The organism is Nonomuraea roseoviolacea subsp. carminata (genome assembly GCF_024172185.1).
Lineage (GTDB): Bacteria > Actinomycetota > Actinomycetes > Streptosporangiales > Streptosporangiaceae > Nonomuraea > Nonomuraea roseoviolacea.
The window spans coordinates 7,988,529-8,014,558 of the sequence record NZ_JAMZEC010000001.1 but is presented as its reverse complement, the minus strand read 5'-3'; the positions used below and the strand labels follow the sequence as shown (position 1 = coordinate 8,014,558).

26 protein-coding genes are annotated in these 26,030 nt (G+C 73.8%); 10 read left to right on the top strand and 16 right to left on the bottom strand.

What is annotated here, in order from left to right:
• The first annotated feature begins 57 nt into the window (after positions 1–57).
• Positions 58–525, top strand: a complete 468-nt coding sequence (locus HD595_RS37160; protein ID WP_301309699.1) for an Lrp/AsnC family transcriptional regulator — start codon at positions 58–60, stop codon at positions 523–525.
• Between the two features lie 28 nt (positions 526–553).
• Here HD595_RS37160 and HD595_RS37155 read toward each other — a convergent pair whose 3' ends face one another.
• Together HD595_RS37155 and HD595_RS37150 are read right to left on the bottom strand one after the other, a co-directional pair.
• Entirely contained in the window at positions 554–1,453 is a 900-nt protein-coding gene (locus HD595_RS37155; protein ID WP_253777505.1) for an amidohydrolase family protein, read from the bottom strand.
• 150 nt (positions 1,454–1,603) lie between these two features.
• Positions 1,604–2,221 (bottom strand): LysE family translocator, encoded by a 618-nt coding sequence (locus tag HD595_RS37150; RefSeq protein WP_253777503.1) that lies wholly within the window; start codon positions 2,219–2,221, stop codon positions 1,604–1,606.
• 111 nt (positions 2,222–2,332) lie between these two features.
• Here HD595_RS37150 and HD595_RS37145 point away from each other — a divergent pair, with 111 nt between their 5' ends.
• On the top strand, positions 2,333–2,785 hold the full coding sequence (locus HD595_RS37145; RefSeq protein WP_253777501.1) for an Lrp/AsnC family transcriptional regulator: 453 nt from the start codon (positions 2,333–2,335) through the stop codon (positions 2,783–2,785).
• A 206-nt stretch (positions 2,786–2,991) separates the two neighbouring features.
• On the opposite strand, the gene HD595_RS37140 is transcribed toward HD595_RS37145, so the two are convergent.
• Both HD595_RS37140 and HD595_RS37135 read right to left on the bottom strand, forming a co-directional pair.
• Positions 2,992–3,696, bottom strand: a complete 705-nt coding sequence (locus HD595_RS37140; RefSeq protein WP_253777499.1) for a response regulator — start codon at positions 3,694–3,696, stop codon at positions 2,992–2,994.
• Between the two features lie 560 nt (positions 3,697–4,256).
• Positions 4,257–5,453: an ROK family transcriptional regulator gene (locus HD595_RS37135; protein WP_253777497.1), complete on the bottom strand. Its 1,197-nt coding sequence runs from the start codon at positions 5,451–5,453 to the stop codon at positions 4,257–4,259.
• A gap of 174 nt (positions 5,454–5,627) precedes the next feature.
• On the opposite strand from HD595_RS37135, the gene HD595_RS37130 reads away from it, so the two are divergent.
• Positions 5,628–7,304, top strand: a complete 1,677-nt coding sequence (locus HD595_RS37130; RefSeq protein ID WP_337960026.1) for an MFS transporter — start codon at positions 5,628–5,630, stop codon at positions 7,302–7,304.
• Between the two features lie 82 nt (positions 7,305–7,386).
• Positions 7,387–7,554 carry a hypothetical protein gene (locus HD595_RS37125; RefSeq protein ID WP_253777493.1) on the top strand — a complete coding sequence of 56 codons (168 nt, stop codon included), beginning with the start codon at positions 7,387–7,389 and terminating at the stop codon, positions 7,552–7,554.
• Here HD595_RS37125 and HD595_RS37120 read toward each other — a convergent pair.
• From HD595_RS37120 to HD595_RS37100, 5 genes are all read right to left on the bottom strand, one after another.
• Positions 7,541–9,148, bottom strand: a complete 1,608-nt coding sequence (locus tag HD595_RS37120) for an alpha-amylase family glycosyl hydrolase (RefSeq protein WP_253777491.1) — start codon at positions 9,146–9,148, stop codon at positions 7,541–7,543. The genes HD595_RS37125 and HD595_RS37120 overlap by 14 nt on opposite strands.
• Positions 9,149–9,150: 2 nt before the next feature.
• A complete protein-coding gene (locus HD595_RS37115) occupies positions 9,151–10,080 on the bottom strand; it encodes a carbohydrate ABC transporter permease (protein ID WP_253777489.1) in 930 nt (309 codons plus the stop codon).
• On the bottom strand, positions 10,077–10,955 hold the full coding sequence (locus HD595_RS37110; RefSeq protein WP_253777486.1) for a carbohydrate ABC transporter permease: 879 nt from the start codon (positions 10,953–10,955) through the stop codon (positions 10,077–10,079). The genes HD595_RS37115 and HD595_RS37110 overlap by 4 nt, the downstream gene beginning before the upstream one ends.
• A 4-nt stretch (positions 10,956–10,959) precedes the next feature.
• The gene (locus HD595_RS37105) at positions 10,960–12,312 is read right to left on the bottom strand and encodes an ABC transporter substrate-binding protein (RefSeq protein WP_253777484.1); all 1,353 of its coding nucleotides are present in this window, start codon (positions 12,310–12,312) and stop codon (positions 10,960–10,962) included.
• Between the two features lie 94 nt (positions 12,313–12,406).
• On the bottom strand, positions 12,407–13,396 hold the full coding sequence (locus HD595_RS37100) for a LacI family DNA-binding transcriptional regulator (protein ID WP_253777482.1): 990 nt from the start codon (positions 13,394–13,396) through the stop codon (positions 12,407–12,409).
• Between the two features lie 82 nt (positions 13,397–13,478).
• Here HD595_RS37100 and HD595_RS37095 point away from each other — a divergent pair, with 82 nt between their 5' ends.
• Both HD595_RS37095 and speB read left to right on the top strand, forming a co-directional pair.
• Positions 13,479–14,435 (top strand): LysR family transcriptional regulator, encoded by a 957-nt coding sequence (locus HD595_RS37095; RefSeq protein ID WP_253777480.1) that lies wholly within the window; start codon positions 13,479–13,481, stop codon positions 14,433–14,435.
• 53 nt (positions 14,436–14,488) lie between these two features.
• A complete protein-coding gene (speB, locus tag HD595_RS37090; RefSeq protein ID WP_253777478.1) occupies positions 14,489–15,538 on the top strand; it encodes an agmatinase in 1,050 nt (349 codons plus the stop codon).
• Positions 15,539–15,607: 69 nt separating this feature from the next.
• Here the strand turns inward: speB and HD595_RS37085 are convergent, their stop codons facing one another.
• Both HD595_RS37085 and HD595_RS46350 read right to left on the bottom strand, forming a co-directional pair.
• The gene (locus tag HD595_RS37085; RefSeq protein WP_253777476.1) at positions 15,608–15,934 is read right to left on the bottom strand and encodes a branched-chain amino acid transporter permease; all 327 of its coding nucleotides are present in this window, start codon (positions 15,932–15,934) and stop codon (positions 15,608–15,610) included.
• Positions 15,927–16,808, bottom strand: coding sequence for an AzlC family ABC transporter permease (locus HD595_RS46350; protein WP_308211311.1), 882 nt, complete (start codon positions 16,806–16,808; stop codon positions 15,927–15,929). Before HD595_RS46350 ends, HD595_RS37085 begins: the two co-directional genes overlap by 8 nt.
• Positions 16,809–16,888: 80 nt before the next feature.
• On the opposite strand from HD595_RS46350, the gene HD595_RS37075 reads away from it, so the two are divergent.
• Positions 16,889–17,338 carry an Lrp/AsnC family transcriptional regulator gene (locus HD595_RS37075; protein ID WP_253777474.1) on the top strand — a complete coding sequence of 150 codons (450 nt, stop codon included), beginning with the start codon at positions 16,889–16,891 and terminating at the stop codon, positions 17,336–17,338.
• Between the two features lie 55 nt (positions 17,339–17,393).
• Positions 17,394–18,494 carry a WD40/YVTN/BNR-like repeat-containing protein gene (locus HD595_RS37070; protein WP_253781480.1) on the top strand — a complete coding sequence of 367 codons (1,101 nt, stop codon included), beginning with the start codon at positions 17,394–17,396 and terminating at the stop codon, positions 18,492–18,494.
• Between the two features lie 77 nt (positions 18,495–18,571).
• Here HD595_RS37070 and HD595_RS37065 read toward each other — a convergent pair whose 3' ends face one another.
• Complete coding sequence (locus tag HD595_RS37065) at positions 18,572–19,273, bottom strand: NAD(P)-dependent oxidoreductase (protein ID WP_253777472.1); 702 nt, start codon at positions 19,271–19,273, stop codon at positions 18,572–18,574.
• 101 nt (positions 19,274–19,374) lie between these two features.
• Here HD595_RS37065 and HD595_RS46345 point away from each other — a divergent pair, with 101 nt between their 5' ends.
• The gene (locus HD595_RS46345) at positions 19,375–20,085 is read left to right on the top strand and encodes a TetR/AcrR family transcriptional regulator (protein ID WP_308211310.1); all 711 of its coding nucleotides are present in this window, start codon (positions 19,375–19,377) and stop codon (positions 20,083–20,085) included.
• A gap of 11 nt (positions 20,086–20,096) precedes the next feature.
• Here HD595_RS46345 and HD595_RS37055 read toward each other — a convergent pair whose 3' ends face one another.
• Positions 20,097–20,495, bottom strand: a complete 399-nt coding sequence (locus tag HD595_RS37055; RefSeq protein ID WP_253777470.1) for a cupin domain-containing protein — start codon at positions 20,493–20,495, stop codon at positions 20,097–20,099.
• A 52-nt stretch (positions 20,496–20,547) separates the two neighbouring features.
• Between HD595_RS37055 and HD595_RS37050 the strand changes: the two genes are divergently transcribed.
• Positions 20,548–21,597: a GlxA family transcriptional regulator gene (locus HD595_RS37050; protein WP_253777468.1), complete on the top strand. Its 1,050-nt coding sequence runs from the start codon at positions 20,548–20,550 to the stop codon at positions 21,595–21,597.
• 53 nt (positions 21,598–21,650) lie between these two features.
• Here the strand turns inward: HD595_RS37050 and HD595_RS37045 are convergent, their stop codons facing one another.
• The 3 genes from HD595_RS37045 to HD595_RS37035 form a co-directional block, all read right to left on the bottom strand.
• On the bottom strand, positions 21,651–22,223 hold the full coding sequence (locus tag HD595_RS37045) for a hypothetical protein (RefSeq protein WP_253777466.1): 573 nt from the start codon (positions 22,221–22,223) through the stop codon (positions 21,651–21,653).
• A gap of 111 nt (positions 22,224–22,334) precedes the next feature.
• Complete coding sequence (locus HD595_RS37040; RefSeq protein ID WP_253777464.1) at positions 22,335–22,850, bottom strand: SRPBCC family protein; 516 nt, start codon at positions 22,848–22,850, stop codon at positions 22,335–22,337.
• 158 nt (positions 22,851–23,008) lie between these two features.
• On the bottom strand, positions 23,009–25,936 hold the full coding sequence (locus HD595_RS37035; RefSeq protein WP_253777462.1) for an AfsR/SARP family transcriptional regulator: 2,928 nt from the start codon (positions 25,934–25,936) through the stop codon (positions 23,009–23,011).
• Positions 25,937–26,030 lie beyond the last annotated feature (94 nt).

Genomic DNA, 26,030 nt, shown 5'->3' with positions numbered 1-26,030 from the left:
TCTCTCGGCAATTTTAATTCAAGGGATGTATTATCCGATTTCCTCTTTCCACGTAATATGACGCGTGTGAGTAATAATGATGCGCTAGATGCCATTGATCGCGACATTTTGTTTCATCTCCGCCGCGACGGGCGGCTGTCGAACGTCGACCTCGCGTCCCGGGTGGGGCTGACGCCCCCGCCGTGCCTGCGGCGGGTGAAGCGACTGGAGGAGCGGGGGGTCATCTCCGGCTACCGGGCGGTCGTCGACCCGGCGGCCCTGGGGCGCAAGACGGAGGTGATCGTGTCCGTCGAGGTCGCCGTCACCGACGTCACCACCCTGCGGCAGTTCGAGGCGACGGTCGCCTCGTTCGAGGAGGTCCTCGAGGTACGCCGGGTGTTCGGCGTGCCCGACTACTTCCTGCGGGTCGCCGTCGCCGACGCGGACGCCTACTCCGTCTTCCAGATGACCCGGCTCGTCACCATCCCCGGAGTCAGCCGGGTGATCTCCCACCAGACCATGGAGGTCATCAAGTCCGAGAGCTGAGACCCCGAGCCTCGGGCGGTTGTCCGCGCTACCGGCCGAACAGCTTCGCCGCGTTGTCGTGGCATACGGCCCGCAGCCAGTCCTGTCCGAGCCCCAGCCGTTCCAGGGCCCGCAACTGGTGCAGGTAGGGGTAGGGGATGTTGGGGAAGTCGGAGCCGAGCAGGATGCGGTCGCCCAGTGCGGCGAGCCTTGGCAGGGCCCGGCGGGGGAACGGCGTGAACGCTTCGGCGAAGTCGGTGAACGCCATCGTCGTGTCCAGCCGCACCTCGTCGTACCGGTCGGCGAGGCCGAGGAAGTCCTCGTACTCGGGCATGCCCATGTGCGCGACGATCAGCCGCAGCCGGGGGTGGCGCGCCAGCACACGCGCCACGGGCTCGGGGCCGGTGTGCTCGCCCGGCGCCGGCCCGGAGCCGCAGTGCATCACCACGGGGACGCCGGCCTCGGCCAGCAGCCCCCATGCCGGCTGGAGTCGCTCGTCGGCCGGATCGTACGCTCCCACCTGCACATGAGCCTTGAACACGCGCGCCCCCGCTTCGACGGCCTCGCGGACGTAAGTCCCGACGTCCGGCTCGGGGTAGAGGGTGGCGGTGTGCAGGCAGTCGGGGGTGCGGCGGGCGAAGTCGGCCGCCCACCCGTTCAGCCACCTGGCCATGCCGGGCTTGTGGGGGTAGAGCATCGCGGTGAACGCCCGGACCCCGAACTCCCGCAGCAGAGCCGTCCGCTCCGCCTCCTGCCCGCGGTAGGTGATCGGCCAGGTCATCCCGCCGATCAGCGGCCCGTTGGCGTCGAAGTAGTCCCAGACCTTGCGCAGGACCCGCTCGGGCATGAAGTGGGTGTGCACGTCGATCAGCCCGGGAAGACCGAGCCCGTCCCAGAACCGGCGGACCTCGCCGGCCTCCTCGCCCACGGCCGCGCGGGTGGAACTCATCCGGTACCGCCTCCCTTGAACGCTTCGCAGCTATCACAATGCCGGAAACGCCGGGCGGACCGCGCGGATGCGCTCGCGCGCATCAACGTCCGCCGGCCGCCGTCCTCCCGGCAGATTGGTCGTGTACTCCGAAGAGGACCAGCAGAATCGTCAGCCGGCCAGGCGTTCCATCAGCAGGAAGGCGCCGATGGCGATCATCATGGCGCCCGAGGCCCGGGTGACCGTCCGGGCCGCCGAGGGCCGGGTCCTCAGGACGGTGCGCGCGAAGACACCGACGGCGAGGTACACCAGAGCGCAGGCCGCCATGTGCACCGTACCGAGCAGCCCGGTCTGCGCGGCGACGGGCCAGCCGCCGGTGGTGTCGACGAACTGGGGGAACAGCGAGAAGTACAGCAGCAACGCCTTCGGGTTCAGGCCGCTGGTCCCGGCTCCTTTGAGCATGATCCGCGCATGGGAGGAGCCCATGGCCTCCCCCGAGGCGGCCACGGCGGCCGGCCGCCTCAGCACGCCCCAGCCCAGCCACACCAGGTAACCGGCCCCGGCGACGGTCAGCGCGGTGAGCACGGTCGGCGAGCTCGCCACGATCACCACCAGGCCCGCGACCGCGAGCAGCGTATATCCCGCGTACCCGGCGATCAGCCCTGCGACCGCCGGGACGACCGACCGCTCCCCCAGGCCCGCCGCGATCGCGAAGGCCCAGTCCGCGCCCGGGGTGAACACCAGCAGCAGATCCACCGCCAGGAAGGCCGCCAGCGTGGTCGCGTCCATCGAACCTGTCCCTCTCACCCGTTTTGCTATGCGAGGAACGCTATGACGGATATGCCCGAAAGTGTTGCCGTATTTACCCCATGATCGGCTCTGGAGGGGGAGAATCTCCCCATGGATGCCCTTGATCGGAGAATTCTTACCGAGCTGCAGCAGGACGGCCGCCTCACCATCACCGAACTCGCCGCCCGCGTGCAGCTGAGCGTCTCCCCCTGCCACCGCCGCCTGCGCGACCTCGAACGAGAGGGCGCGATCCGCGGCTACCGCGCCGTCGTCGACCCGGCCGCCGTCGGCCTCAACTTCGAAGCCCTCGTCTTCGCCACGCTGCGCTGGGAGAACCCCGACACCGTCAACGCCTTCGAAGAGGCGGTGACGGCCGTCCCGCACGTGCTCCAGGCGCAGCGCCTCTTCGGCGAACCGGACTACCTCCTCCGAGTCGCCATCACCGACCTCGCCGCCTACCAGCAGCTCTACGACCAGCAGCTGGCCCGACTGCCCGGAGTCCAGCGGCTGACGTCCACCCTCGTCATGAAACACGTCATCGCCGACCGCCCGCTTCCCGAGTAGCCGGTCAGGGACGCCACGCGTGTCGGTCAGGGGTGCTTCGGGCATGCAGGCCCTGCTCCACACTTTGCGCACCACAGCCCGGCTTGATCGGTTTCGTGCCGTCGAGGCTGAGCCGCGGTGCCGACGACGCCGCACACGGCTGCGGCGACGACCGACCACCGCGGTCATCCGTCATCTGCTGTCAGCTGTCAGCTGTCACGTGGGCTTCATCGGGACGGCGACACGAGGCCGGCGTCATACGCGGCGATGACGAGCTGGACCCGGTCGCGGGCGCCCAGCTTGGCCAGCAGGCTCGCCACGTGCGCCTTGGCGGTGCCGGGGCTGATGTGCAGGCTCGCCGCGATCTCGGCGTTGGCCAGGCCGCGGCCGACGAGGGTCAGCACCTCGCGCTCGCGCCCGGTGACACCGGCGAGCTCGCGCGGGCGCTGGACGTCGCCGAGCCCATGCGGGTCTCGGTGGACCCCTCGCGTGCGCCGGGCGGCGGCGGGGCGGGCCGCGAACTCCTCGATGAGGCGGCGGGTGACCCCGGGCGCGATGAGCGCGTCCCCGAGGGCGACCACGCGGACGGCGGTCAGGATGTCGTCCAGCGCCATGTCCTTGACGAGGAACCCGCTGGCCCCGGCCCGCAGCGCGGCGTAGACGTTGTCATCGTCGTCGAAGGTGGTGAGGATCACGACCCGCGTCGCCGGCGCGCCCGAGGTGATCATCTGGGTCGCCTCGATGCCGTCCATGCCGGGCATGCGGATGTCCATCAGCACCACGTCGGGGCGCAGCTCCCTGGCCAGCCGTACGGCCTGGGCGCCGGTACCGGCCTCTCCCACCACGTGCGCGTCCGCCGTACTCTCGATGACGGTGCGCAGGCCGGCGCGGACGAGCGGCTGGTCGTCGGCGAGCACGACCCGGATCGCCACCTCCCGGCCCGCCGCTCCTTCCTGACCTGCCGCTTCCTCGCAGGCGGTCACGGGGTCCGCTCCGGAACCGGCGGCGGTGCGGCGTGCCGCCCGGGTGAGGGGCAGCGCAGCGGCGGCGCCCGCCGTACGTCCACGCGTTGCGGCAGAGAGGGACGGGGCGGGTCATGGAGCACGCGGTCGATCGTAGCCATCACCCGCCGGTCGGACATCGGCCCGAGGGCGTACGCCTGCAGGCAGACTCCCCGCACCTTGAGCCGCGAGGACGCCACGACCTTCGCCCCCGCGATGCCGACCGGTCGATCGAGGGACGCAGACGCCTTCGAGGCCGAGGGGCGCGGCCGTCGCGGAGGAAGGCGGCTGACGTCGGCAGGACGCCGTGCGCACCACTGGCAGGAGGTGTGTGGCCTGCGCTCTCCGGCCGGTCGTCAGGGACCACCTGCCCCAGGGATCATCGCTACTCAGAGGCGGGGATCACGACACGGGCCTCCGGCGGGTCACAGGCCGTAGACCACGACCCCAGAGACCCCGGCGACCCCAAAAGCCGGGCGCTTGGAGGGCGGTCAGCCGGTGTGGTCGGCCGCCCAGGCGTCGAGGCCCTCCTCGGTGAGGACGCGGTCGAGCGCGAGGGCCGCCGCCCCGTGCAGGGCGCCGTCGTCGCCGAGCGTGGCGGCCACCACGGGCGGCGGATCCGCGCGACGGAACCGCATCAGCCCGTCGGTCAGCGCCTCGGCGAACTCCTCGGGCGCCGCGGCGCGCAGCGGCTCGGCGAAGCCGCCCAGCGTGACGATGCCGGGATCCAACGCGTTGATCAGTCCGGCGATCCCCCGCCCGAACCCGCTCGCCGTGCGTCCCACGGCCGACCGCACCGCCGGGTCCTCCTCCGCCCTGGCCAGGGCCGCCTGCGCGTAGCTGCGCGGGTCCCGGGGCGGCGGCTCCCCCAGGTGACGGGCGATCGCGCGGCCGTCCACGGCCAGGTCCCAGCAGCCCAGGGCGCCGCAGGGACAGCGCAGCTCGGGATCGCCGAGCGGGAGGTGCCCGAACTCGCCCCCGGCTCCGGTCGCCCCCTCGATCGGCAGCCCGTCCACGACCAGCGTCCCGCCGACGCCGACCTCGATCGTGACGTGCAACGCCGTGCCGGTCCCGACGGCGGCGCCGTAACGGGCCTCGGCCGCGCCGGCCAGCGTCGCGTCGTTGCCCACGAGCAGCGGGAGGCCCGGAGCGGGAGCCAGCCCGCCGAGGTCCACCGCGCCCCAGCCCAGGGTGGCGGACTGCACGACACCGCCATGCCGTACGGTCGCGGCGACCGCCACCGCCACGGCCCGCACGCGTCCGCCGAGCCGGTCGTGGACGCGGCGCACCGCCTCGCCGACCGCGGCGACCACCCTGGCCGGGTGACGGCTCGCGTGCCTGCCCTCCTCGCTGACGCGGGGCCTGCCGTCGATCTCCGCGACGGCGCACCGCCAGTCCTCCTGGCGGAGGTCGACGGCGATGACGACCGGGCCGTCGGGGTGGGGGTTGAGCACGGTCGTGGGGCGTCCCCGCCCGGTGGCGGCGGCCGGGGTCTCGGAGAGCAGCGCGAGCTCGCGCAGCCGGGCGGTGATCTCGGTGGCCGACCCGGTGGACAGCGTCAGCCGCCGGGCGACGTCCGCCCTGGTGACGCCGGGGTGGCGGCGCAACTCGTCCAGGACGGCGAGGGCACCGCGCCAGCGGGCGTCGCGGGCGCGTACGGACCTGGTACGGCCTGCGGGGCTTGCCATGGGTGTGGTCGCCTCCTTTATGCTCGTCGCACGAGTTTAACGGGAGGAGCCCCCTGTGCGGCGACAACGGCTGGATCTCGAAACGCTCCCTGCGATTTTCCCTGATGTGTCGGCCTCCGGCCGCCTCCCCTCCTGTCGTGGCGCGGCGCGACGCGCTCCCTCCCTGTGGGTCCGATGAGCCCCGGCCGCGCCTGTGATCAGCCGGGCGCCGGTCAGGACGACATGGCCACGCGGGATGGCCGGCTCCCGGACGAGGATCCTCGGGTGGAGGCGACGCGTCAGGCCGTACCGGATTGCGAGGGGTTCCAGGGATCGTCGGAGATTTTCCAGCAGGCGCGGGATGACGACGTGGCCCGCTTGGGTGCGGCCGAGAGACCGGAGCGGGAGGAGGGAAGGGCGACCCCGACCCAAGCCGAGACCCAGGTCGCGGCCCAAGCCAGGCCCCACGTCGAGGCCCAGGCCGGTGCCCACGTCGAGGCCCAGGGCGAGTCGGTGAAGAGGCACGAGCCGGGGGCGGGAGGGGGCGAGGCGCCCCGAGCGGCAGAGACGCAGAAGGCGGGGACAGGCAGAGAGAGCCCGGCGACCCGAGCAGAAGAGGGGCGGAAGCCAAAGGCGGGCTCGGGAGGGCGGCGGCTGGTCAGGCAGGTCGCGTTCGCCCAGGTGGCGCTCGGGTTCATGGTCAACAGTCTTGGCGCGTGTCTGGTGCTGCTGGCCCGCGACCTGCGCACGCCCGCGGGAGAACTGGCGTGGCTGGCGTCGTCGTTCGGGGCCGGTCTGCTGGTCGTGGGCGTCGTGGGACGCTGGGCGCTCGGGTACGGGCTGCGGCGGGCGATGCTGGGCTCCGCTCTCGTCGCCGCCGCCGGGGCCGCGCTGCTCGCCACCGCGCCCGTCGCCCTGCCCGCGGCTGCCGGGGCGCTCCTGCTCGGCCTCGGCGCCGCCGGGCTCGTCCTCGTGATCCCGGCCTTGCTTCGCGGACCCGACGCGGCGGCGAAACTGACTCGGGCCAACGCCGCCGGCAGCGTCAGCGCCCTGCTCGGCCCGCTCGCCATCGGCGCCCTCGACACGCCCGCCGTGAACGGTCGGCTCGCGCTCCTGCTGGCCGTTCCGCCTCTGCTGCTCCTCGCGTCCGACACCCTCAAGGGCGGACCGGCGGACGACGACCTCCGCAGCGCACCAGCGGGCGAGGACGTCGAGGGTGCGCCGACGGACGACAGGCTCAATAGCGCACCAGCAAGCGACGACCTCCGGGACACGCCAGCGGACGCTGAGGTGGGCCGGGGTGGCGTGTCGCGGCGATGGCGGGTCGCCGGGAGGTGGGGGGCCATCGTGGTGGGCGTGTCCATGGAGTTCTGCTTCACGATCTGGGCCACCGCCCGCCTCCAGGCCGCCGGGTTGCCTGCGGGCGCGTCCGCGGCGACGGCCACCGCCTTCCTGGTCGGGATGGCGGCGGGACGGCTGGTGGCGCCGCGGCTGATCGCCCGGCACCTGCCGGTCGTCCCGCTGGGGTGCGGGCTGGCGGCGGCCGGGACGCTCGCGGTGGCCCTCGCCGACGCCCCGCTGCCGGTCGCCGCGGGGCTTGTGGTGGCCGGGTTGGGGATCGCGCCGTTCTATCCGGTGACGCTCGCCCGGCTGCTGCAGGTGCCGGGGCTCCCGGCGGTGCGTTCGGCGGCGTACGGGGCGCTCGCCTCCGGGACCGCGATCCTGGCCGCCCCGGCGGTGCTCGCCTCGCTGGGCGCGGCGCTCGACCTGCGGACGGCGTACCTGGTCACGGTGCTTCCCTTGGCGGCCGTGCTGGCCGCTGCCACCCTCCCCGCGTGGGTCCGCCACCGGCGGCGGCGCGACGCCATGTGAGCATCGACCGGCCCCCTGGCATGACCTCACCGCCGGCACCTACACCTTCCTGCTGAGCAACGCCGGCACCACACCCCACGCCATGGCCGTGGACGGTCCCGGCATCCCCGGTGTCAGGCAGTCCGGGACGATCACGCCGGGGCAGCGGACCAGCCTCACCGTCAAGCTCCGTCCGGGGCGTTACGAGGTGTGGTGCCCCGTGGACGACCACCGCGACCTCGGCATGGACACCGCGGTCATCGTCCGCTGACACCCGGCCCGGCGCCGGTCAGCCAGGCGGTCGTGTCGGGTGGCAGCGCGCCGCCCTCCACCGGCCCGCTGGCCAGCAGCAGTTCCCCCGGCGGGAGCGGCACCGCTGCGGGGCCGAGGTTGGACACGCACACCAGGCCCGACTCGCGGCGGAAGGCCAGCACGCCGGCCTCCGACGGCAGCCAGGTCAGCGTGCCGTCCCCGAGCAGCTCGCGCCGCAGGCGCAGCGCCGAGCGGTAGAGGTTGAGCATCGAGTCCAGGTCGGCGAGCTGCGCCTGCGCCGTGAGCTTGCGCCAGCCCTCCGGCTGCGGCAGCCACGGCGGCGCGGACGGGCCGGGCCCGCCGAAGCCGAACGGCGGCTCCTCCCCCGACCAGGGCAGCGGCACGCGGCAGCCGTCGCGGCCCGGGTTGGCGCCGCCCGACCGGGCGAACATGGGATCCTGCCGGGCCTCGTCCGGCAGGTCCTCCACCTCCGGCAGGCCGAGCTCCTCGCCCTGGTAGACGTACACGCCGCCGGGCAGCGCCATCGCCAGCAGCGCCGCCGCCCGGGCCCGGCGCCGCCCGAGCTCCAGGTCGGAGGGGCTGCCGTGGAGCCGGCCGCCGTGCTGGAAACCGGTGTCGGCCCTGCCGTAGCGGGTGACGGGGCGGGTGACGTCGTGGTTGGACAGCACCCACGTCGGCGGGGCGCCGATCGGCAGGTGCGTGGCCAGGGTCAGGTCGATGACCCGGCGCAGCTCGGCCGGGTCCCAGGGGCAGGCCAGGAAGTCGAAGTTGAAGGCCGTGTGCAGCTCGTCGGGGCGCAGGTAGCGGGCGAAGCGCTCCTGGTCGGGCAGCCACACCTCGCCGATCAGCACCCGCTCGCCGCCCTGCCCGCCACCCGGCTCCTCGCCCTGCCCGCCGTCCTGGTCCCCGGCCCGCACGCCGCCGTACTCGTCGGCGATCTCGCGCCAGCGCCGGTACACGTCGTGCACGCCGTCCAGGTCCTCGTACGCGTCCTCCGACTTGAACAGCAGCGCCGCCGAGTCCACGCGGAACCCGTCGACGCCCCGGTCGAACCAGAAGCGCAGCACGTCCTCGAACTCCTGGTGCACCTCCGGGTTGTCCCAGTTGAGGTCGGGCTGCTCCGGGGCGAACAGGTGCAGGTACCACTGCCCGTCGGGCACCTGGGTCCACGCCGGCCCGCCGAAGATCGACGACCAGCCGTTCGGCTCGTCGCGGAACCAGAACCGGTCCCTGGCCCGCGGGTCGGCCAGCGCCTCCTGGAACCAGGCGCTGGCGGTGGAGCTGTGGTTCGGCACGACGTCGATGATGACCTTGATGCCGTGCTCATGTGCCTCGGCGATGAACGCCTCCGCCTCGGCCAGGGTGCCGAAGACGGGCTCGATGTCCCGGTAGTCGGCCACGTCGTAGCCGCCGTCGGCCATCGGCGACGGGTACCACGGGTTGAGCCAGACGGCGTCGATCCCGAGGTCCTTGAGGTATCCCAGGCGGGAGCGCAGCCCGGCCAGGTCCCCGCAGCCGTCGCCGTTGCCGTCGGCGAAACTGCGCAGGTACACCTGGTAGATCGCGGCCCCCCGCCACCACGTACGCGACATGCTCATCCTTTGATGCTTCCGGCGGTCAGGCCCGCCATGATGTGCCGTTGGAAGAAGAAGAACACGACGACCGTCGGGATCCCGGCGATCACCAGCCCGGCCATGATCGTGTTCTGCGGGACCGCTCCGGCGGTCTGCGACAGGCCGACGCTGATCGTCATCCGGTCGCTGTCCGTCATGACCAGCAGCGGCCAGACGAAGTCCTTGAACGAGGTGACGATCGTGAAGATGGACACCACCCCGAGGATGGGCCGCGACACCGGCAGGATCACCGACCACAGCACCCGCAGCGGCCCGGCGCCGTCGATGAGCGCCGCCTCGACGAGCTCCTTCGGTATGGAGTCGAAGAAGCGCTTGAGCAGGAAGATGTTGAAGCCGTTGGCCGCCGCCGGCAGCCACAGGCCCCACGGGTCGTTGAGCAGCCCGAGGTCGGAGACCGTGACGTACAGCGGGATGAGCACCACCATGGGCGGCACCATGAGGGTCGCCAGCATGGCGCCGAGCACGACGTTGCCGAGCGCGGGCCGCAGCTTCGACAGCGCGTACGCGGCGCTCACGTCCACCGCCATCGTGACCAGCCAGCCGCCCAGCGCGTAGAAGGCGGTGTTGCGCAGCAGCAGCCCGATGTCGAACAGCTCCCACGCCTCGGCGAAGGCGTCCAGCGTGGGAGCCCGCGGCACGAGGGTGGGCGGCATCAGGGCGAGCTCCTCGCCGGACTTCATCGCGCCGGTGACCATCCAGTACAGCGGGAAGACGAACGCGAGCGTGGAGAGGGTCAGCACGGTGAGCAGGACAGCCCAGTAGATCCGCCGTCCCCACCGGCTGTTGAGCTGGTGCGGCGAGACGATGGTGCGGAAGCGCACCTCGATCGGCCGGGGCCGGCGCCGCTCGCGGGCCCGGCGCTCGGTGGCGCGGGCGCCGACGGAGATCATGCCGTCACCTCGCGCTCGTCGCGGGTGAGCCGGAGCTGGAACGCGGCGAAGACCAGCAGCACGAGCATGAGCATCATGCCGAGCGCCCCGGCCTGGCCGTAGCCGTCGCCGTAGGTGAAGGCGAACTGGTACATCAGGTACGCGACGGTGACGGTGGCGTTCTCGGGGCCGCCGCCGGTCAGCATGTACGGCTCGATGAACACCTGCATGGTGGCCACGATCTGCAGCATCAGCATGAGCATGAGGATGAGCCGGGTCTGCGGGATCGTGACGTGCCGGATCCGGGCGAGGATGCCCGCCCCGTCCAGCTCGGCCGCCTCGTACAGCTCGGGCGGGATGTTCTGCAGCGCCGCCAGGTAGATGAGCGTGGCGCTGCCCATGTTCATCCACGTCGAGACGATGACCAGCGAGACCAGCGCGGTGGAGGAGGAGTCGAGCCAGGCGAGGCCGGGCAGGTGGAACAGGCCGAGGATCTGGTTGAACAGCCCGGGGCCCGGGTCGAAGAACCACCGGAACAGCAGCACCGCGACGATGGGCGGCAGCATGACCGGCAGGTAGACGACGAAGCGCAGGTAGCCGCGGGCGTGCCGCAGCTCGTTGAGGACCAGCGCGGTCACGAACGGCACGGCGTAGCCGCAGACCAGCGCGAGCACCGTGAACGCCACGGTGTTCAGCCACGCCGTGCCGAACGCCGGGTCCCGGACGACGGCCGCGAAGTTGTCCAGGCCGACCCATGCGGGCGGGTCCACCAGGTTGGTGCGCTGGAAGCTCAGCACGAACTCCCTGACCATGGGGTACCAGGCGAACACCGCGAAGCAGGCCAGCGCCGCGCACAGGAACCCGTAGGCCGTGAGGTTGCGTTTCAGGACGCGCACGCGGTCAGCCCTTGGCGGCCAGCAGCGCGTCGGCCTTGGCCTCCGCGTCGGCGAGCAGCTTGCCGGGGTCGGCGTCCTGGCGGCTGAGCACCCCGGACATCACCACGTCGAGGATCGCGTACAGCTCCTGGGCGTGGGCGGGCTCGGCCTTGGGCGGCACGCCGGCGGCGGCCCGCACGTACGGCGCGTAGTTCCGCACGGGGAGCGTGGCGTTCTTCTCCCGCTCGGCCTGGATCGCCTTGCCGGTGGCCGAGTCGCCGTAGACGTCGTTGTCGGGGACGCCGACGGGGTTGCCGAGGGTCTTGCCGCGGGCGAAGTCGAAGCGGCCCTTGCCGACGGTGTTGTAGCGGAAGTCGAGCCACTGGAGGGCGGCCTTGGCCTGCTCGGGGGTCGCCCTCGGGTTGATCATGAACGCCTCGCCGCCGCTCAGCGACGCCTTGGCCTCGGGGAAGCCGGTGATGCCGTAGTCGGCGACGTCGCCCCTGAACTTGGTGACCACGTCGGTGACCACGTCGGGGGCGCCGAGCATCATGCCGACCTTGCCGCTGCCCATCGCCATCATCAGCGACTCCCAGCCGACCAGCAGCCGGCTGCCCATGCTGTTGTCGGTCCAGCGCATGTCGTGCAGGGTCTGGAGCACGGCCCTGCCCTCGGGCGAGTTGAAGGCGGCCTTCTTGCCGTCGCCGGTGAGGACGGCGCCGCCGCGGCCGTACAGGGCCTGGGTGAAGTGCCAGCCGCCGGTGTTGCCGCCGGAGTACTCGCCGTAGCCGATGTGGCCGGGGCCGAGCGCGGCGATCTTCTTCGCGGCCTCGCGGATCTCCGCCCACGTGGCCGGCGGGGTGTCGGGGTCGAGGCCGGCCTGGGCGAACAGCTTGCGGTTGTAGACGAGGCCGACGCTGTAGTGGACGTTCGGGACGCCGTAGACCTTGCCGTCCTTGGTGACCAGCGCGCGGACGTCGGCGCGCAGGTCGTCCCAGTTCTTGATCTCGCCGGTGTACGCGGAGATGTCCAGGGCCTGGCCCTTGCCGATCACGTCGGCGTAGTTGGTCACCGGCACCACGAACGCGGTCTCCATCTGGCCGCCCGCCAGCTTCGGGCCGAACGTCTTGGGGTCGAAGCACGGCTGCTGGTCGGTGCTCTTCACCGTCACGCCGGGATGCGCCTTCATGAACGCGGCGACGTCGTCGTCCCAGGCCGCGCGCTCCTTGGGCGCGGTCTTCGCGGGCTGGCACGCGACCGTGATCGTCACCGCGGCGCCGCCCGGCGAAGGCGCGGCGGGTTCGCTCGCGCCGCAGGCGGTGGTGGTGGCGGAGAGGCCGAGGACGGTGACGAGTAAGAGCCCGGTGGATCTCTGCATGGGTTCGACCCTTCTGGTGCGAGGTGCCCACACCATAGGATCGCCCATCGCGAACTGCAATATCTCGACGAATTATTGCAAGATAACGACTGTGTTACGCACGGACGCGGGCGGTCGAGGCCCGGACCACCAGCTCCGGCTCGTAGAGCAGCTCGTCGGCGGGGACCACGGCCTTGTCGATCTGCGCGACCAGCAGGTCGACGGCGGCCCGGCCCATGGCGTCGATCGGCTGGCGCACGGTGGTGAGCGCGGGGTCGGTGCAGTTCATCAGCGCCGAGTCGTCGAAGCCGATGACCGACACGTCGCCGGGCACCGACATCCCGGCGCGCCGCACGGCGCGGACGGTGCCCAGCGCCAGCAGGTCGCTGGCGCAGATCACGCCGGTCACGCCGCGCGCCACCAGCCGGGCGGCCGCCGCGTGGCCGCCCTCCAGCGAGAACATCGTGTGCTCGACCAGCTCCGGGTCGCCGCCGCCGGCCCGGAACGTCTCCAGCTTGCGCCGCGACGGTACGTGGTCCTTCGGGCCGAGCACCATGCCGACCCGCTCGTGGCCGAGCGCCCGCAGGTGGGCCAGGGCGATCTCGGCGGCCACGACGTCGTCGCAGGAGACCTGCGGGAAGTCGAGGCGCTCCACCGCCGCGTTGACGAGGACCGTGGGCAGGCCGCGCTCGTGCAGCAGCTCGTAGTGCCCGTGGGCGGCGTCGGCCTGGGCGTACAGGCCGCCGGCGAAGACCACGCCGCTGACCTGCTGCTGGAGCAGCAGGTGGACGTAGTCGGCCTCGGAGACGCCGCCGACCGTGCGCGTGCACAGCACGGCGGTGAACCCCTGCTGGGCCAGCGCCCCGCCGACGACCTCGGCGAACGCCGGGAAGATCGGGTTCTGCAGCTCGGGCAGCACCAGCCCGACCAGCCGGGCCCGGTCGCCGCGCAGCTGCGTGGGCCGCTCGTAGCCGAGGACGTCGAGCGCGGTCAGCACGGCCTCGCGGGTGGCCTCGGACACGCCCGGCTTGCCGTTGAGCACGCGGCTCACGGTCGCCTCGCTCACCCCGACCTTCTTGGCCACCTCGGCCAGTCGTCGCGTCATGCGCAAATTATACGCCGGATCACGCAAATATTTGCAACCGCTTACGTGAACCCGACGGCCGGTCGCTCCATAGCATGTGTGGATGTTCGACATCCGCCAGTTCGAGGTTCTGCGCGCCATCGCGGTCACCGGGTCGCTGGCGGGGGCGGCCCGCCGGCTGCACTACGGGCAGCCCACGATCAGCTACCACCTCGGCGCGCTGGAGGCGCACCTGGGCGCGCGGCTGGTGGAGCGGCGTCCCAGCGGGGCCGTGCTGACGGACGTGGGGATGCTGGTGCTGGAGCACGCGGGCTTCGTCCTGGACCGCCTGGAGGCGGTGGAGGCCGACGTCGAGGCGCGCCTGAGCCACGGCGTCTCCACGCTGCGCGTCGGCGCGTTCGGCACGGCGGCCTCGCGGCTGCTGCCGGGCGCGCTGCGGCGGGCCACCGCGGGCACGGACGTGCGGATCGAGCTGACCGAGGCCGAGCCCCTCGACCTGGTCGCGCTGACCCGCGCCAGGTCGCTGCACGGCGCCGTGATCTACGACATCGGCGGCGAGGCCCGCTATGGTGCCGACCTGCACGTGGAGGCGCTGTTCGACGACCCGTACCGGCTGCTGCTGCCCGCCCGCCATCCGCGGGCCGCGGTGGCCGGGCCCGTGGACCTCGCCACGCTGGCGGCCGACGGCTGGATCATCTCGCGCGGCTCGTACGACCCCAGCGACCAGACGCTCTTCGCCACCTGCCAGGCCCTCGGGTTCCGGCCGCGCGTCGTGCTGAGGAGCGACGACTACGGCGTCATCCACGGCTTCGTGGGGGCGGGCGGCGCCGTCGCCCTCGTGCCCGAGCTGGCGCTCCAGCCCGGCTACGACACCGTGGCGCGCGTGCCGGTGCAGGACGTCGGCGCGCGCAGCGTCCGCTTCGTCTGGCCGGCCGGTCCGCCGCCTCCCGTCGTGGAGCGCCTCGGCGCGGAACTGCGCGCCGCGGGGCGCGAGCTCCATAGGGCGTATGGAGGCGCTGACGAGAGCGGGGGGATTCCGGCGCCGGACCGGCGTCGGTGAGGATGGAAGGGCCGCGGCGCCCGACCACCTCCTCTGCGAAGGATCTGCAGCCGATGACCCGTTATGGCGCGATGTACGGCCCCGACCTCACCTTCCTCGGCGTGCCCGCCTGCGACCTCGACGAGCCCGCCACCTGGGACGACGCCCAGGTCGTCGTGCTGGGCGCCCCGTTCGACGGCGGGACCACCTACCGGGCGGGCGCCCGGTTCGGGCCCTCGGCCATGCGCCGGGCCTGCTACCTCGGCCACGACGGGGCCCGCCCGTCCCTGGCCCTGGACGTGGACGGCCTGCTCGACCTGCGCGTCAAGGACGCCGGCGACGTCATGATGTTCAGCGGCGACGCCGAGCGCTCCCACGCGGCGCTGGAGCGGGCGGTGCACACCGTCGCGGCGGCCGGCCGCATCCCGGTGGTGCTGGGCGGCGACCACTCGATCGCCCTGCCCGACGTCACCGGCGTCGCCCGCGCCGTCGGCTGGGGACGCGTCTCCGTGCTGCACTTCGACGCGCACGCCGACACCGGTGACAGCTCGTACGGCTCGCTCATCGCGCACGGCCAGCCCATGCGCCGGCTCATCGAGTCGGGGGCGGCGCGCGGCGACCGGTTCCTCCAGATCGGGCTGCGCGGCTACTGGCCGGGGCCGGAGACCCTCGACTGGATGGCCGACCAGGGGATGCGCTCGTACGAGATGACCGAGATCGTGGAACGCGGCCTGGACGAGTGCCTGACCGAGGCGTCGCGAACCGCCCTGGACGACTGCGACGGCGTCTACCTGTCGGTGGACATCGACGTCGTCGACCCGGGGATGGCCCCGGGGACGGGCACCCCGGAGCCGGGCGGGCTGACCTCCCGGGAGCTGCTGGACGCGGTGCGGCGGCTGTCGTACGAGCTGCCGGTCGTCGGCGTCGAGGTGGTCGAGGTGGCGCCGGACCACGACCACGCCGACGTGACCGCGATGCTCGGGGGCCGCGTGGTGCTGGAGGCGCTGTCGGGCATCGCCCGGCGGCGCGCCGAACGGGACGGACGGCTGGAGCGGTGGGACCGCAGCCGGCCGCTCCTCAGCCGCTACGGCAAGGGGCGGGGCACCGAGCGCCACCGCGCCTGACGGGCGGTGCAGGGCGGGGTGTCAGCGGCGGCCAGCTCGCGCCGCCGCCTCGGCCATGCCGGGGCGCGTTCAGAGGAGGTTGACGAGCAGGACGTACACGGTGGTGCCGATGCCGACGCTGAGGATCGTCCGGCGCCCGGACAGCAGGTGGACGCCCGCGGTGACGGCGACCGCGAGCAGCGCGTACAGCGTCGTGTGCGGCTCGGCGGCGACGGCGCCGCGCAGGGAGGTCACGGCGAGGATCCCGAGGATGCCCACCGGCATCCACAGCGACAGCCGCTGCACGATCGCCGACGTACGCAGCGTGCGCAGCACGGCGAAGGGGACGGCACGCAGGGCGAAGGTGATGCCGAAGGCGATCGCGAGGACGGCGGCGAGGTAGGCGGCGTCAGGCATCGACGGTCTCCGTGGCGGCGCGGGAGGCGATCTGCGGAGCGGCGTGGGAGGCGATCTGCGGGGCTGCGTGGGAGGCGGCGTGGGAAGAGGCCCGCGGAGTGGTTCGGGAGGCGGCCGGCGAGGCGGCCTGACGGCCGGCGGCGGCGCGGCGGGCGATGAGGGCGTGGCGGGCCAGCAGCAGGGCCACGAACAGCAGCAGCGCGGTGAACAGGGCGATCTTCGGGGTGAGGACGAGCGCGATCGCCACGCTGACCCCGGCCAGCACCGCCGACGGGATCTCCGCGCGGGAGCGGAACGCGTCCAGGGTCAGCACGGTGAACAGGGCGCACAGGGCGAACTCCAGGCCCTTGACCGGCGCGGGCAGGGCCGAGCCGAGCGCGATGCCGACCAGCCCGCCGCCGACCCAGTAGGCCTGGCTGGCGATCTGCATCGCCAGCAGGCGGGGGGCCGAGCGCTGCGACTCCGGCAGCGAGGCGCTGACGGCGTACGCCTCGTCGATCATCGCGTACACGGAGTACGTCTTCGCCAGCCGGCCGCGGACCAGGTGCAGCGGGAAGGAGAAGGCGTAGAAGACGTGCCGGAAGTTGACCACCAGGACGGTCAGCGCGACCGCGGCGAGCGGCGTCGCGGCGGCGACCATGCCCACCAGCAGCAGCTCCATGCTGCCGGCGAAGGCGGCCATGGAGAGGGCCGGGGCGAACCACGCGGGCAGGCCGGCCTGGAGGACCAGCAGGCCGAGGGCGATGCCCAGCGGGAAGATCCCCAGCCCCGCCGAGAAGGAGTCGCGCACCCCCGCGGCGATCTGCTGCCGCCGGGTGACCGGCGCCGGGCTGGGAGCCGGCGCGGCGATCTGGGGTGAAATGTCGGTTTGCACACCTCTATGGTCCCGCAGAATCGCCGCCATATGGTTGCGAAAATTGCTCAACAGCCAGCCCGTACGGCAATGTTTGCACCGTGGACGCGATAGACAGAGCAATCATCTCCGAACTGGAGCGTGACGGGCGCCTGACCAACGTCGAGCTCGCCCATCGGGTGGGGCTCACGCCCGGGCCCTGTCTGCGGCGGGTGCAGCGGCTGGAGGCCGAGGGCGTCATCCGCGGCTACCGGGCCGTCGTCGACCCGGCCGCCGTGGGCCGCTCGTTCGAGGTGCTGGTGGACCTCACCCTCGACTCCCAGGACGCCGAGACGGTCGCCTACTTCGAGCAGACGCTGGCGCGCGCCGAGGAGGTGCTGGAGCTGCGGCGGCTGTTCGGCAGCCCCGACTACTTCGCGCGCGTGGCCGTCGCCGACCTGGCCGCCTACGAGACCTTCCTCAGCCGGTACGTCATGACCATCCCGCGCGTGCGGAACATCAACTCGCACTTCACGATGAAGGACATCAAACCCGGCCGAGAGGCCCGATGAAGCAGCCCGCACAAGGGCCTCAACACCCCTGAAACCGGCTGCTACGTTGCCCCGCATGATGCTTCGTATCGCGCTGTCGGCGCTCGCGGCGGCCTGCGCGCTCGCCGCCCCCCTGCCCGCCCACGCCGACGACCCCGCCTCCGCGCCCGGCCCCGCCCCCGACGCCGACGGGGTCTCGCTCCGCTGGGACCCGCGGCCGACGGGGGTGACCGCGCGGCTGCGCGGCCTGTCCCCCGTCAGCCGGGACGTCGCCTGGGCCTCCGGCAGCGAGGGCGCCGTGCTGCGCACCGCCGACGGCGGGCGCACGTGGGAGCGGGTGTCGCCGCCCGGCACGGAGACGCTGCAGTTCCGGGACGTGCAGGCGTTCGACGCGCGCCGGGCCGTGGTGCTGTCGATCGGCGAGGGCGGCGACTCGCGGGTCTACCGGACCGACGACGCCGGGCGCACCTGGAGCGAGACGTACCGCAACGGCGAGCCGAAGGCGTTCTACGACTGCATGGCCTTCTTCGACGAACGGCACGGGCTGGCCATGAGCGACCCCGTCGACGGCCGGTTCCGGATCCTCGCCACCGAGGACGGCGGCCGGAGCTGGCGGGTGCTGCCGTCCTCGGGCATGCCGGAGGCGCTGCCCGGCGAGGCCGGTTTCGCCGCGAGCGGCCAGTGCCTGGTCACGGCGGGCGGCCGGGACGCCTGGCTGGCCTCCGGCGGCGCCGAGCGCTCCCGCGTCTTCCACTCGGCCGACCGCGGCCGCACCTGGACCGTGGCCGACACGCCGATCCCGGCGGGCGACCCGGCGCGCGGGGTGTTCGCGCTGGCCTTCCGCGACCGGCGCCAGGGCCTGGCCGTGGGCGGCGACTACCGGCCCGGCCAGCCGTCCCCCGCGGCGGCCGCGGTCAGCGGCGACGGCGGCGCCACCTGGCGGCCCGCCGCCACGCCGCCTCCCGCCTACCGGTCGGGCGTCACGTGGCTGCCGCACCTGCCCTTCGCGGCCATCGCGGTCGGCCCGTCCGGCAGCGACGTGACGCTCACGGGCGGCAGGACGTGGCGGACGTTCGACACGGGCTCCTTCGACACCGTCTCCTGCACGCCCGACCTGTCCTGCTGGGCGGCCGGGGAGAACGGCCGCGTCGCCCGTCTCACCCTCGTCCGCTCCTGACCCTCGCCCTCACGCGGCGCTCCCGGACGGTCCAGGCGCCGTCCGGGTCCGCCTCGTCGAGCAAGCAGCCGACGGTTTCAGTAGCCGACGGTGAAGCGCCGCTGGACGAAGCGGGGAAGCTCCGCCTCGTCCACGAGGGCGACGGCGGCGTCCTCGAAGGAGATCCGGCTGCGGCCCTCGGCGTCGAGGACGGGCTGGTCGCCGCCGATGCGGAAGCGGCCGGTGCGCCGGCCGGGGGCGATCTCCTCGGCCGGGCTGAAGTAGGTCCAGAGCCGGTTGGACGTGCGCAGGACGTTCAGGGCGTCCCGATGCCCGCGCACGGCGGCGGCGTACTCTCTCGGCAGCCCCAGCTCGTCGAGGGTCGCGTGGAGGAGCTCGTCGGAGTCGGCTCGCGTGAGGCCGGGCTCGATCCCCAGGCTGCCGGCGCCGCCGATCACGATCAGGCGGGTCCGGGGACGGCTCTCCAGCGCCTTGAGCAGGGCCCGTGCGGCGGTGGCGTAGACCGTGGGGTCGGCGATCGAGCGCGACACGGTGTCGGCGAAGTCACGCGCGGCGTTGCCGGGCTGGAATCCGCTGATCAGCACGTCCAGCCCGGGCAGGACCGCGGCGACGCTCCCGGCGTCGAGGACGTCGACGGTCTTCCAGACGATGTTCTCGCGCTCCTCCTCGATCCCGGTGGCATCGCGGGTGAGCGCCGTGACGTGGTGCCCCCGCTCCAGGGCTTCGGCGACGACCCGGCTGCCGATGCCGCCCGTGGCTCCGATGACTCCGACGTGCATGGGTCTCCCCCGGTTCGCTGTGTCTGCGTGGTGTGAGGAGACTATACGGCGTGAAGTTTCTGTACGGCAACGCATCGAGGTGACGCTGTAGAGTGATGACCGTGGGAACCACGGGAGGACGCCGCGAGCGGCTGCGGGCCGAGACGACGGCGGAGATCAAGCGGGTCGCGCTCAAGCTGATGGCCTCCGGCGGGCCCGACGCGATCACCTTGCGGGCCATCGCCCGCGAGATGGGCATGACCGCCAACGCGATCTACGGCTACTTCGCCACCCGCGACGACCTGGTCACCACGCTGATCAACGAGGTGTACACCGCGCTGGCCGACACCGTGGACGCCGCCTGGGCCCAGGCTCCCGCCGGGCGTCCGGCCGGGCGGATCCAGGCGTGGGCGCGCGCCTTCCGGGGCTGGGCCCTGGCCAACCCCGAGGGGTTCCGCCTCATCTACGGCGACCCGGTGCCCGGCTACCAGGCTCCCGAGGGCGGCGCCGCCCCGGACGCCGCGTACCGGGTCTGCACGGGGATCGCCGCCCTCGCCGACGCCGCCTGGCCGCACGCCGGACATCTGCACGCGCACGGCGACTTCCAGTGGTCCGACTTCGACGACGGGCTCCTCGGCAAGGTCCGCCCCGCGTTCCCCGACCTGCCGCCGGCCGGGGTCGCCCTCGCGCTGCGCCTCTGGGGCCACCTGCACGGCCTGGTGTCGCTGGAGGTCTACGGGCACCTGCGCACCCAGACCGTCGACCCCGACAAGCTATTCCAGGAAGAACTGACCCAGCTCGTCCGGTCGCTGGGTCTGGAGCCCGGGGACTGACCGCCCTCGGCTCAGAGGCCGAGCGCGTGTCCCGTCGTGGCGTCCACGTGGCCGGGGATCGCGCCGTCGTGGCGGTCACCCACCGAGGAGGTCCCAGTCGGCTCGAACATGAGGATCGCCGCCCCGCCGGGCGACGACGGCCGGTGCTCCGTGCCGCGAGGGACCGTGAAGACCGACCCGCGGGCGAGCCGGACCGTGCGCTCCCCGCCGGGCTCGCGCAGCGCGATGGACAGCTCGCCGTCGAGCACGAGGAAGAACTCGTCGGTGTGGTCGTGGACGTGCCAGACGTGCTCGCCCTCGACCTTGGCGACGCGGACGTCGTAGTCGTTGACCCGGGTGACGACCCGGGGGCTCCACAGGGCGTCGAACGAGGCAAGTGCGCTGCTCAGAGCGATGGGTTCAGTGGTCATGAACCCATTCTGGGGGTTGGCGCGCGACCGGCGTGAGTGCTAGGAATCGCACATGGCGCAAGAATCCTCGCACACCGCACCGCACCGCGTCGTCGTGGTCGTGGACCGGAACTCCAACCCCTTCGAGCTCGGCTGCGCGACCGAGGTCTTCGGCCTGCGCCGGCCCGAGATCGGGCGCGACCTGTACGACTTCCGCCTGTGCTCACCCGAGCCGCGCACGCTGATGCGCGACGGGTTCTTCACGCTCACGGGGGTCGCCGGGCTGGAGGCGGCGGCCACGGCGGACACCCTCATCGTCCCCAACCGGCCCGACGTCGAGGTGCCGCGCCGCCCGGCCGTGCTCGACGCCGTCCGCGCGGCCCACGCGCGCGGTGCCCGCCTGATCGGCTTCTGCAGCGGCGCCTTCACCCTGGCCGAGGCGGGGGTCCTCGACGGGCGCCGCGCCACCGCCCACTGGCAGTGGGCGGACGCCTTCCGGGCCCGCTTCCCGTCCGTACGGCTGGAGACGGACGTGCTGTTCGTGGACGACGGCGACATCCTCACCTCGGCGGGCAGCGCGGCCGCGCTCGACCTCGGGCTGTACGTGGTGCGCCGCGACCACGGCGCGGAGGTCGCCAACTCCGTGAGCCGCCGGCTCGTCTTCGCCGCGCACCGGGACGGCGGCCAGCGGCAGTTCGTCGAGCGCCCCGTGCCCGACATCCCGGACGAGTCGCTGGCGCCGCTGCTGGCCTGGGCGCAGGAGCGGCTGGACGCGCCGCTCACCGTGGCCGACCTGGCGGCCCACGCCGCGGTCAGCCCCGCGACCCTGCACCGCCGCTTCCGGGCCCAGCTCGGCACCACGCCACTGGCCTGGCTCACCGGGGAACGGCTGGCCCTGGCCTGCCGGCTCATCGAGCTGGGCGAGGCGCGCTTCGAGACGGTCGCGCGGCGCAGCGGCCTGGGCAGCGCCGCCAACCTGCGCGCGCTGATGCGCCGCGAGATCGGGCTCACGCCGCTGTCGTACCGGCGCCGCTTCGGCCCGGACGGCGCGCAGGCCGGCGGCGACCGGCCCGCGCGGCCGGTGCCCGGCGACGGCGGCCCCGTCGCCACCGGGGCCGGCTGACCGACCGCGCCGCGGTCACGCGGCAAGGGTCGCGGCGGCCCGCTTCGCCGCGGTCACGCGATGAGCGTCGCGGCGGCCCGCTTCGCCGCGGACACGCGCCGTCCGTAGGACCACGCCCCCACGACGAGAGCGCCCCCGAGCCCGCCGAAGGCCAGCCCGCCGAACAGGACCATCCAGGTCACGCCCGCGCCGCTGGTGAAGGGCCCCAGCGGGGCGAACCGCGCGATCATCCCGGCAAGGCTGAGCGGCACCATGGCCACCAGCACCACGCCGTACACCAGCAGGCACGATCCCGCCGCCCACGCCGGGACCAGCGGCAGCAGGGCCGGCACCCGCCGCCCGGCGAGGAACAGGGTCCACCGCGGGAAGACCATCCCCCACCGGTGCACCAGTCCGAGAGCCAGGAACACCCCGAGCAGCGCCGCCAGCACCGTCAGATCGACGCCGACGGCGGCCAGCGCCCGGTAGACGGCGTCCCCGTCGCTCTCGACCCCGCGCAACCACGCCTCCCCGGCCACCCCCAGGGCGTCCCCGCCGAGGGTCCACACCGTCTTCACGGCCGACCACGGCACCAGCCCGCACAGCAGGAGAAAGACCGTCACCCGAACCCGCAGCGAAGCAGCCACACACCCTCCAGACGTCGAATCCTGTGACACCACAAGGCTTCCGTCAGGAGGCGGCGGGGGGCTCCCCCGTACGAGGGAATCCAGCTCACGTCGCCGGGGGAGCGCGCGCCGCTACATCGGAGAGTCGCCGAGTCGCCGGGCGACGCCCCGGGAGTCCGCGTGGGCGGCCAGGTGCTCGGCCAGGCGGTCGAAGAACTCCACCCACCCGGCCTTGGACGCCTCGGCGTGCGCCTCGTCGGTGTTGACGCCGGCCTGGTGGAAGCGCATCTCGGTCTTGCCGTCCAGGTCGGCGAGGGTGAGCGTGACGACCGAGGCGAGGGCGCCCTCGCCGTTGGCCGGGTCGCCGGTGGTGAAGACCAGCCGCTCGGGCGGGACGATCTCGCGGTAGGAGCCGCTGAGGGGGTACGCGTTGCCCTCGCCGTCCACCACGCTGAGCCCCCAGGCGCCGCCGGGCCGGACGTCCGTGGAAATCATGGACAGCGGGGTGGTGAGGGCGCGCGGACCGAACCAGTGGGTGAGGTGCCCTGGCTCCGTCCAGGCGCGGAAGACGAGGTCGCGGGGCGCGTCGAGCAGGCGGACGATGGTGAACTCCGTGGTGGCGCCTGGAGTCGTCGCCGATTCGGTCATGGCCCGTTCCTTTCGGGAGGCGTGCCAGCCGGCCGTCCGGCTGGTCGCCCTCAGCCTGGAGGGCCCGCTTATCGGCGCGCTTTCGGCGGCTTATCGCGCCCGGCGCCGCGCGATAAGCCACGGCCGCGGCGCCCCGGCGATGCCGTCCGCGCGGCGCGTCAGGACCCGGCGCCGTCGGCCTGGGCCAGCAGGGCCAGCACCCGCGACTCCAGGGCAGGGGCGTGGATGCCGCGCGACAGGCCGAGCGCGCGGCGCAGCCGGCCCGCCGCCCGCGCCGGCTCGCCCCGCGCCAGGTCCAGCTCCCCCAGCCCGAGCAGGGCCCGCGCCTCGGTCAGCCGGTCCCCCGCGTCCACGGCGGCGCGCAGGGCGTCGTCCAACGCGGCGGCGCACTCCTCCAGCCGGCCCCGGCGCAGCCGGGCGGCGGCCAGGCCGCACAGCGCGAACGCCCGCCCGATCGGGTCGCCGGCGTCCTCCACCACGGCCAGCGCGTCGGCGAAGGCCCCGGCCGCGTCGTCGGGCCGGTCCAGCGCCAGGTACGTCTCGCCGAGGCGGTACAGCACCTGCGCCTCGACGCGGCGGCTGCCGCCGCGCCGGGTCAGGTCGAGCGCCTCGGCGAGGGTCCGCCGCGCCGCCTCCGCGTCGCCGCGTTCGAGCTCGATCACGGCCACGCTCTGCAGCACGTACGCCTGGGAGACCAGGTCGCCGGCGCGCCGGAAGGTCTCCAGTGCCCGCGCGTAACGGGACGCGGCGTCGTCCGGCCGGCCGCCGAGCCGGTCCACGAACGCGATGTTGCGGACGGCCAGGGCCTCCCCCACGTCGTCGCCGACGGCGCGGAACAGCCCGGCCGCGTCCTCCAGCCTCCGCCGGGCCTCGCCGAAGCGCCGCTCCACGATGTGCAGCGAGCCGGTCGAGGCCAGCATGACCGCCTCGCCGCGCCGGTCGCCCGCGCGCCGCGCCGCCTCCAGGGCGACGGCGTGCGTCTCCCGCCAGTCGTCCAGGTGGACCCGCGCCTCGTACAGCGCCACCGCCGACTCGGCCAGGTCCCAGGCCAGGCCCGCGTGCCCGGCCTGGGCGGCCTGGCGGACCCCGGCGAGGATGACGCCCCGCTCGCGTTCCAGCCACTCCATCGGCTCCGCCAGGATCCGGCCGGTCAGCGGGCCGGGCAGGGGCCGGCGCGGCGCGGCGCTGAGGACGCGCGCGTCGTCGCCGTACAGGCTCCGGTGCGCCTCCTCCGTGAGGAACAGCAGCGCGCCGAGCACCCGCTCCAGCGCCGCGTCCCGCTCGGGCTCCGGCTCCTCGGCCGTCAGCCGTTCCCGGGCGAACACCTTGATCAGGTCGTGGAGGCGGTACCGGCTGCGCAGGCCGCGCCCCTCGCCGGCGATCTCGACGAGGTGCGCGTCGGCGAGCGTGTCGAGCACGTCCTGGGCCGCGGCGTACGGCCGGTCGAGCAGCGCGGCGGCGGCCCAGCCGGACACGAGCGGGAAGTCCGGAAGGGCCAGGCGGCGGAACAGCCGGCGGGCGTCCGGGCCGAGCCCTTCGTAGGTGAGCGAGAAGCTGGCGCGGATGCCCAGCCCGCCGTGGTCGAGCTCGTCGAGGCGGCGCGTCTCGTTCTCCATCCGCTCCACGAGCTGGGCGAGCGTCCAGTGCGGGCGGGTGGCGAGGCGCGCCCCCGCGACGCGCAGCGCGAGCGGCAGGCGCCCGCACAGCCCGGCCAGCGCCGCCGCCTCCTCCGGCTCCTCGCGGACGCGTTCGGCGCCGGCGACGCGCGACAGCAGCTCCACGGCGTGCTCCGCGTCCAGCAGCCCGACCTCGACGTGGCCGGTCCTGGGCAGCCCGGCCAGCCGGCTGCGGCTGGTGACCAGCACGGCGGACGGCGGCGTGCCCGGCAGCAGGGGAACCACCTGCCCCTCGTCGCCGGCGTTGTCCAGCACGACCAGGATCCGGCGGCCCGACAGCAGGTGCCGGTACATCTCCGCGCGCTCGTCCAGCGTGCCGGGCAGCATGGTGCCGGGGACGCCGAGGACGCGCAGGAACCGTTCCAGGACGCGCATGGGGTCCACGGGCCGGATGGTGTGCCCGCGCAGGTCCACGAAGAGCTGGCCGTCGGGGTGGACGGCGGTGAGGCGGTGCGCCACATGGACCGCGAGCGTCGTCTTGCCGACGCCGGGGCGTCCGCTCACCACGACGAGGGGCACCGCGAGCCCGGCCTCCCCCGCCGCGGTCAGGTGCCGCTCGACGGCGGCGGTCTCGGGGCGGCGGCCGGTGAAGTCGGCGATGTCGGTGGGCAGCAGGCGGGGCACGGTGACGGCCGGGAGCCTGTGATCGTGTGCGGGCGGCGGGCCGAGGCGGGGGTCGCGGGTCAGGATGTCGCGCTCCAGCCGCTGGAGCCAGGCGCTGGGCTCGATGCCGAGCTGGTCGACGAGCGTGCGGCGGGCGCGCCGGTACACCTCCAGGGCGTCGGCCTGCCGCTCCGACCGGTAGAGCGCCAGCATGAGCAGCCCCTGCGGCCGCTCCCGCAGCGGGTGGCGCTCGGCCAGCGCGGTCAGCTCGGGGATCAGGTCGCGGTGCCGGCCCAGCTCCAGCTCCAGCTCCACGCGGTCCTCCAGGACGCCGGCGCGCTGCTCGTCGAGGCGGCTCGCGACCGCCCGGATCAGCTCGCCGTCCAGGCCGTGCAGGGCGGGGCCGCGCCACTGGGCGAGGGCCGAGCGGTAGGAGGCGACGGCCTCGGCCGGGCGCCCGGCGTCGCGCAGGTCCCGGCCGCGCGCCGCCTGGTCCTCGAAGCGGCGCAGGTCGACGCGCTCGCCGGCGATCCGCAGCAGGTATCCCTCCGGCCGGGTGGCGATCCGTGGGCCGTCCCCGTACGGGGCGAACAGCCGCCGTAGGGCGGAGACGCAGATCTGCACCTGCACGCGGGCGGTGGAGGGCGGATCGGACCCGTAGACGGCGTCGATCAGCCGGTCGACCGGCACGAGGCGGCCCGCCTCCAGCGTGAGGAGCGCGAGGACGATCTGCCGGCGCGGGCCGCCGAGCTCCAGCCGGGTCGCGCCCGCGGTCACCTCCAGCGGGCCCAGGATCCCGACGTCCACGTCCATGATCCTCCGGCTCGGGGGGAGCTGATGGAGCGCTCACTGTAACAGCCGATGTGATCATCGAGGCCCGTTCCGGACAACGCGGGCGTCC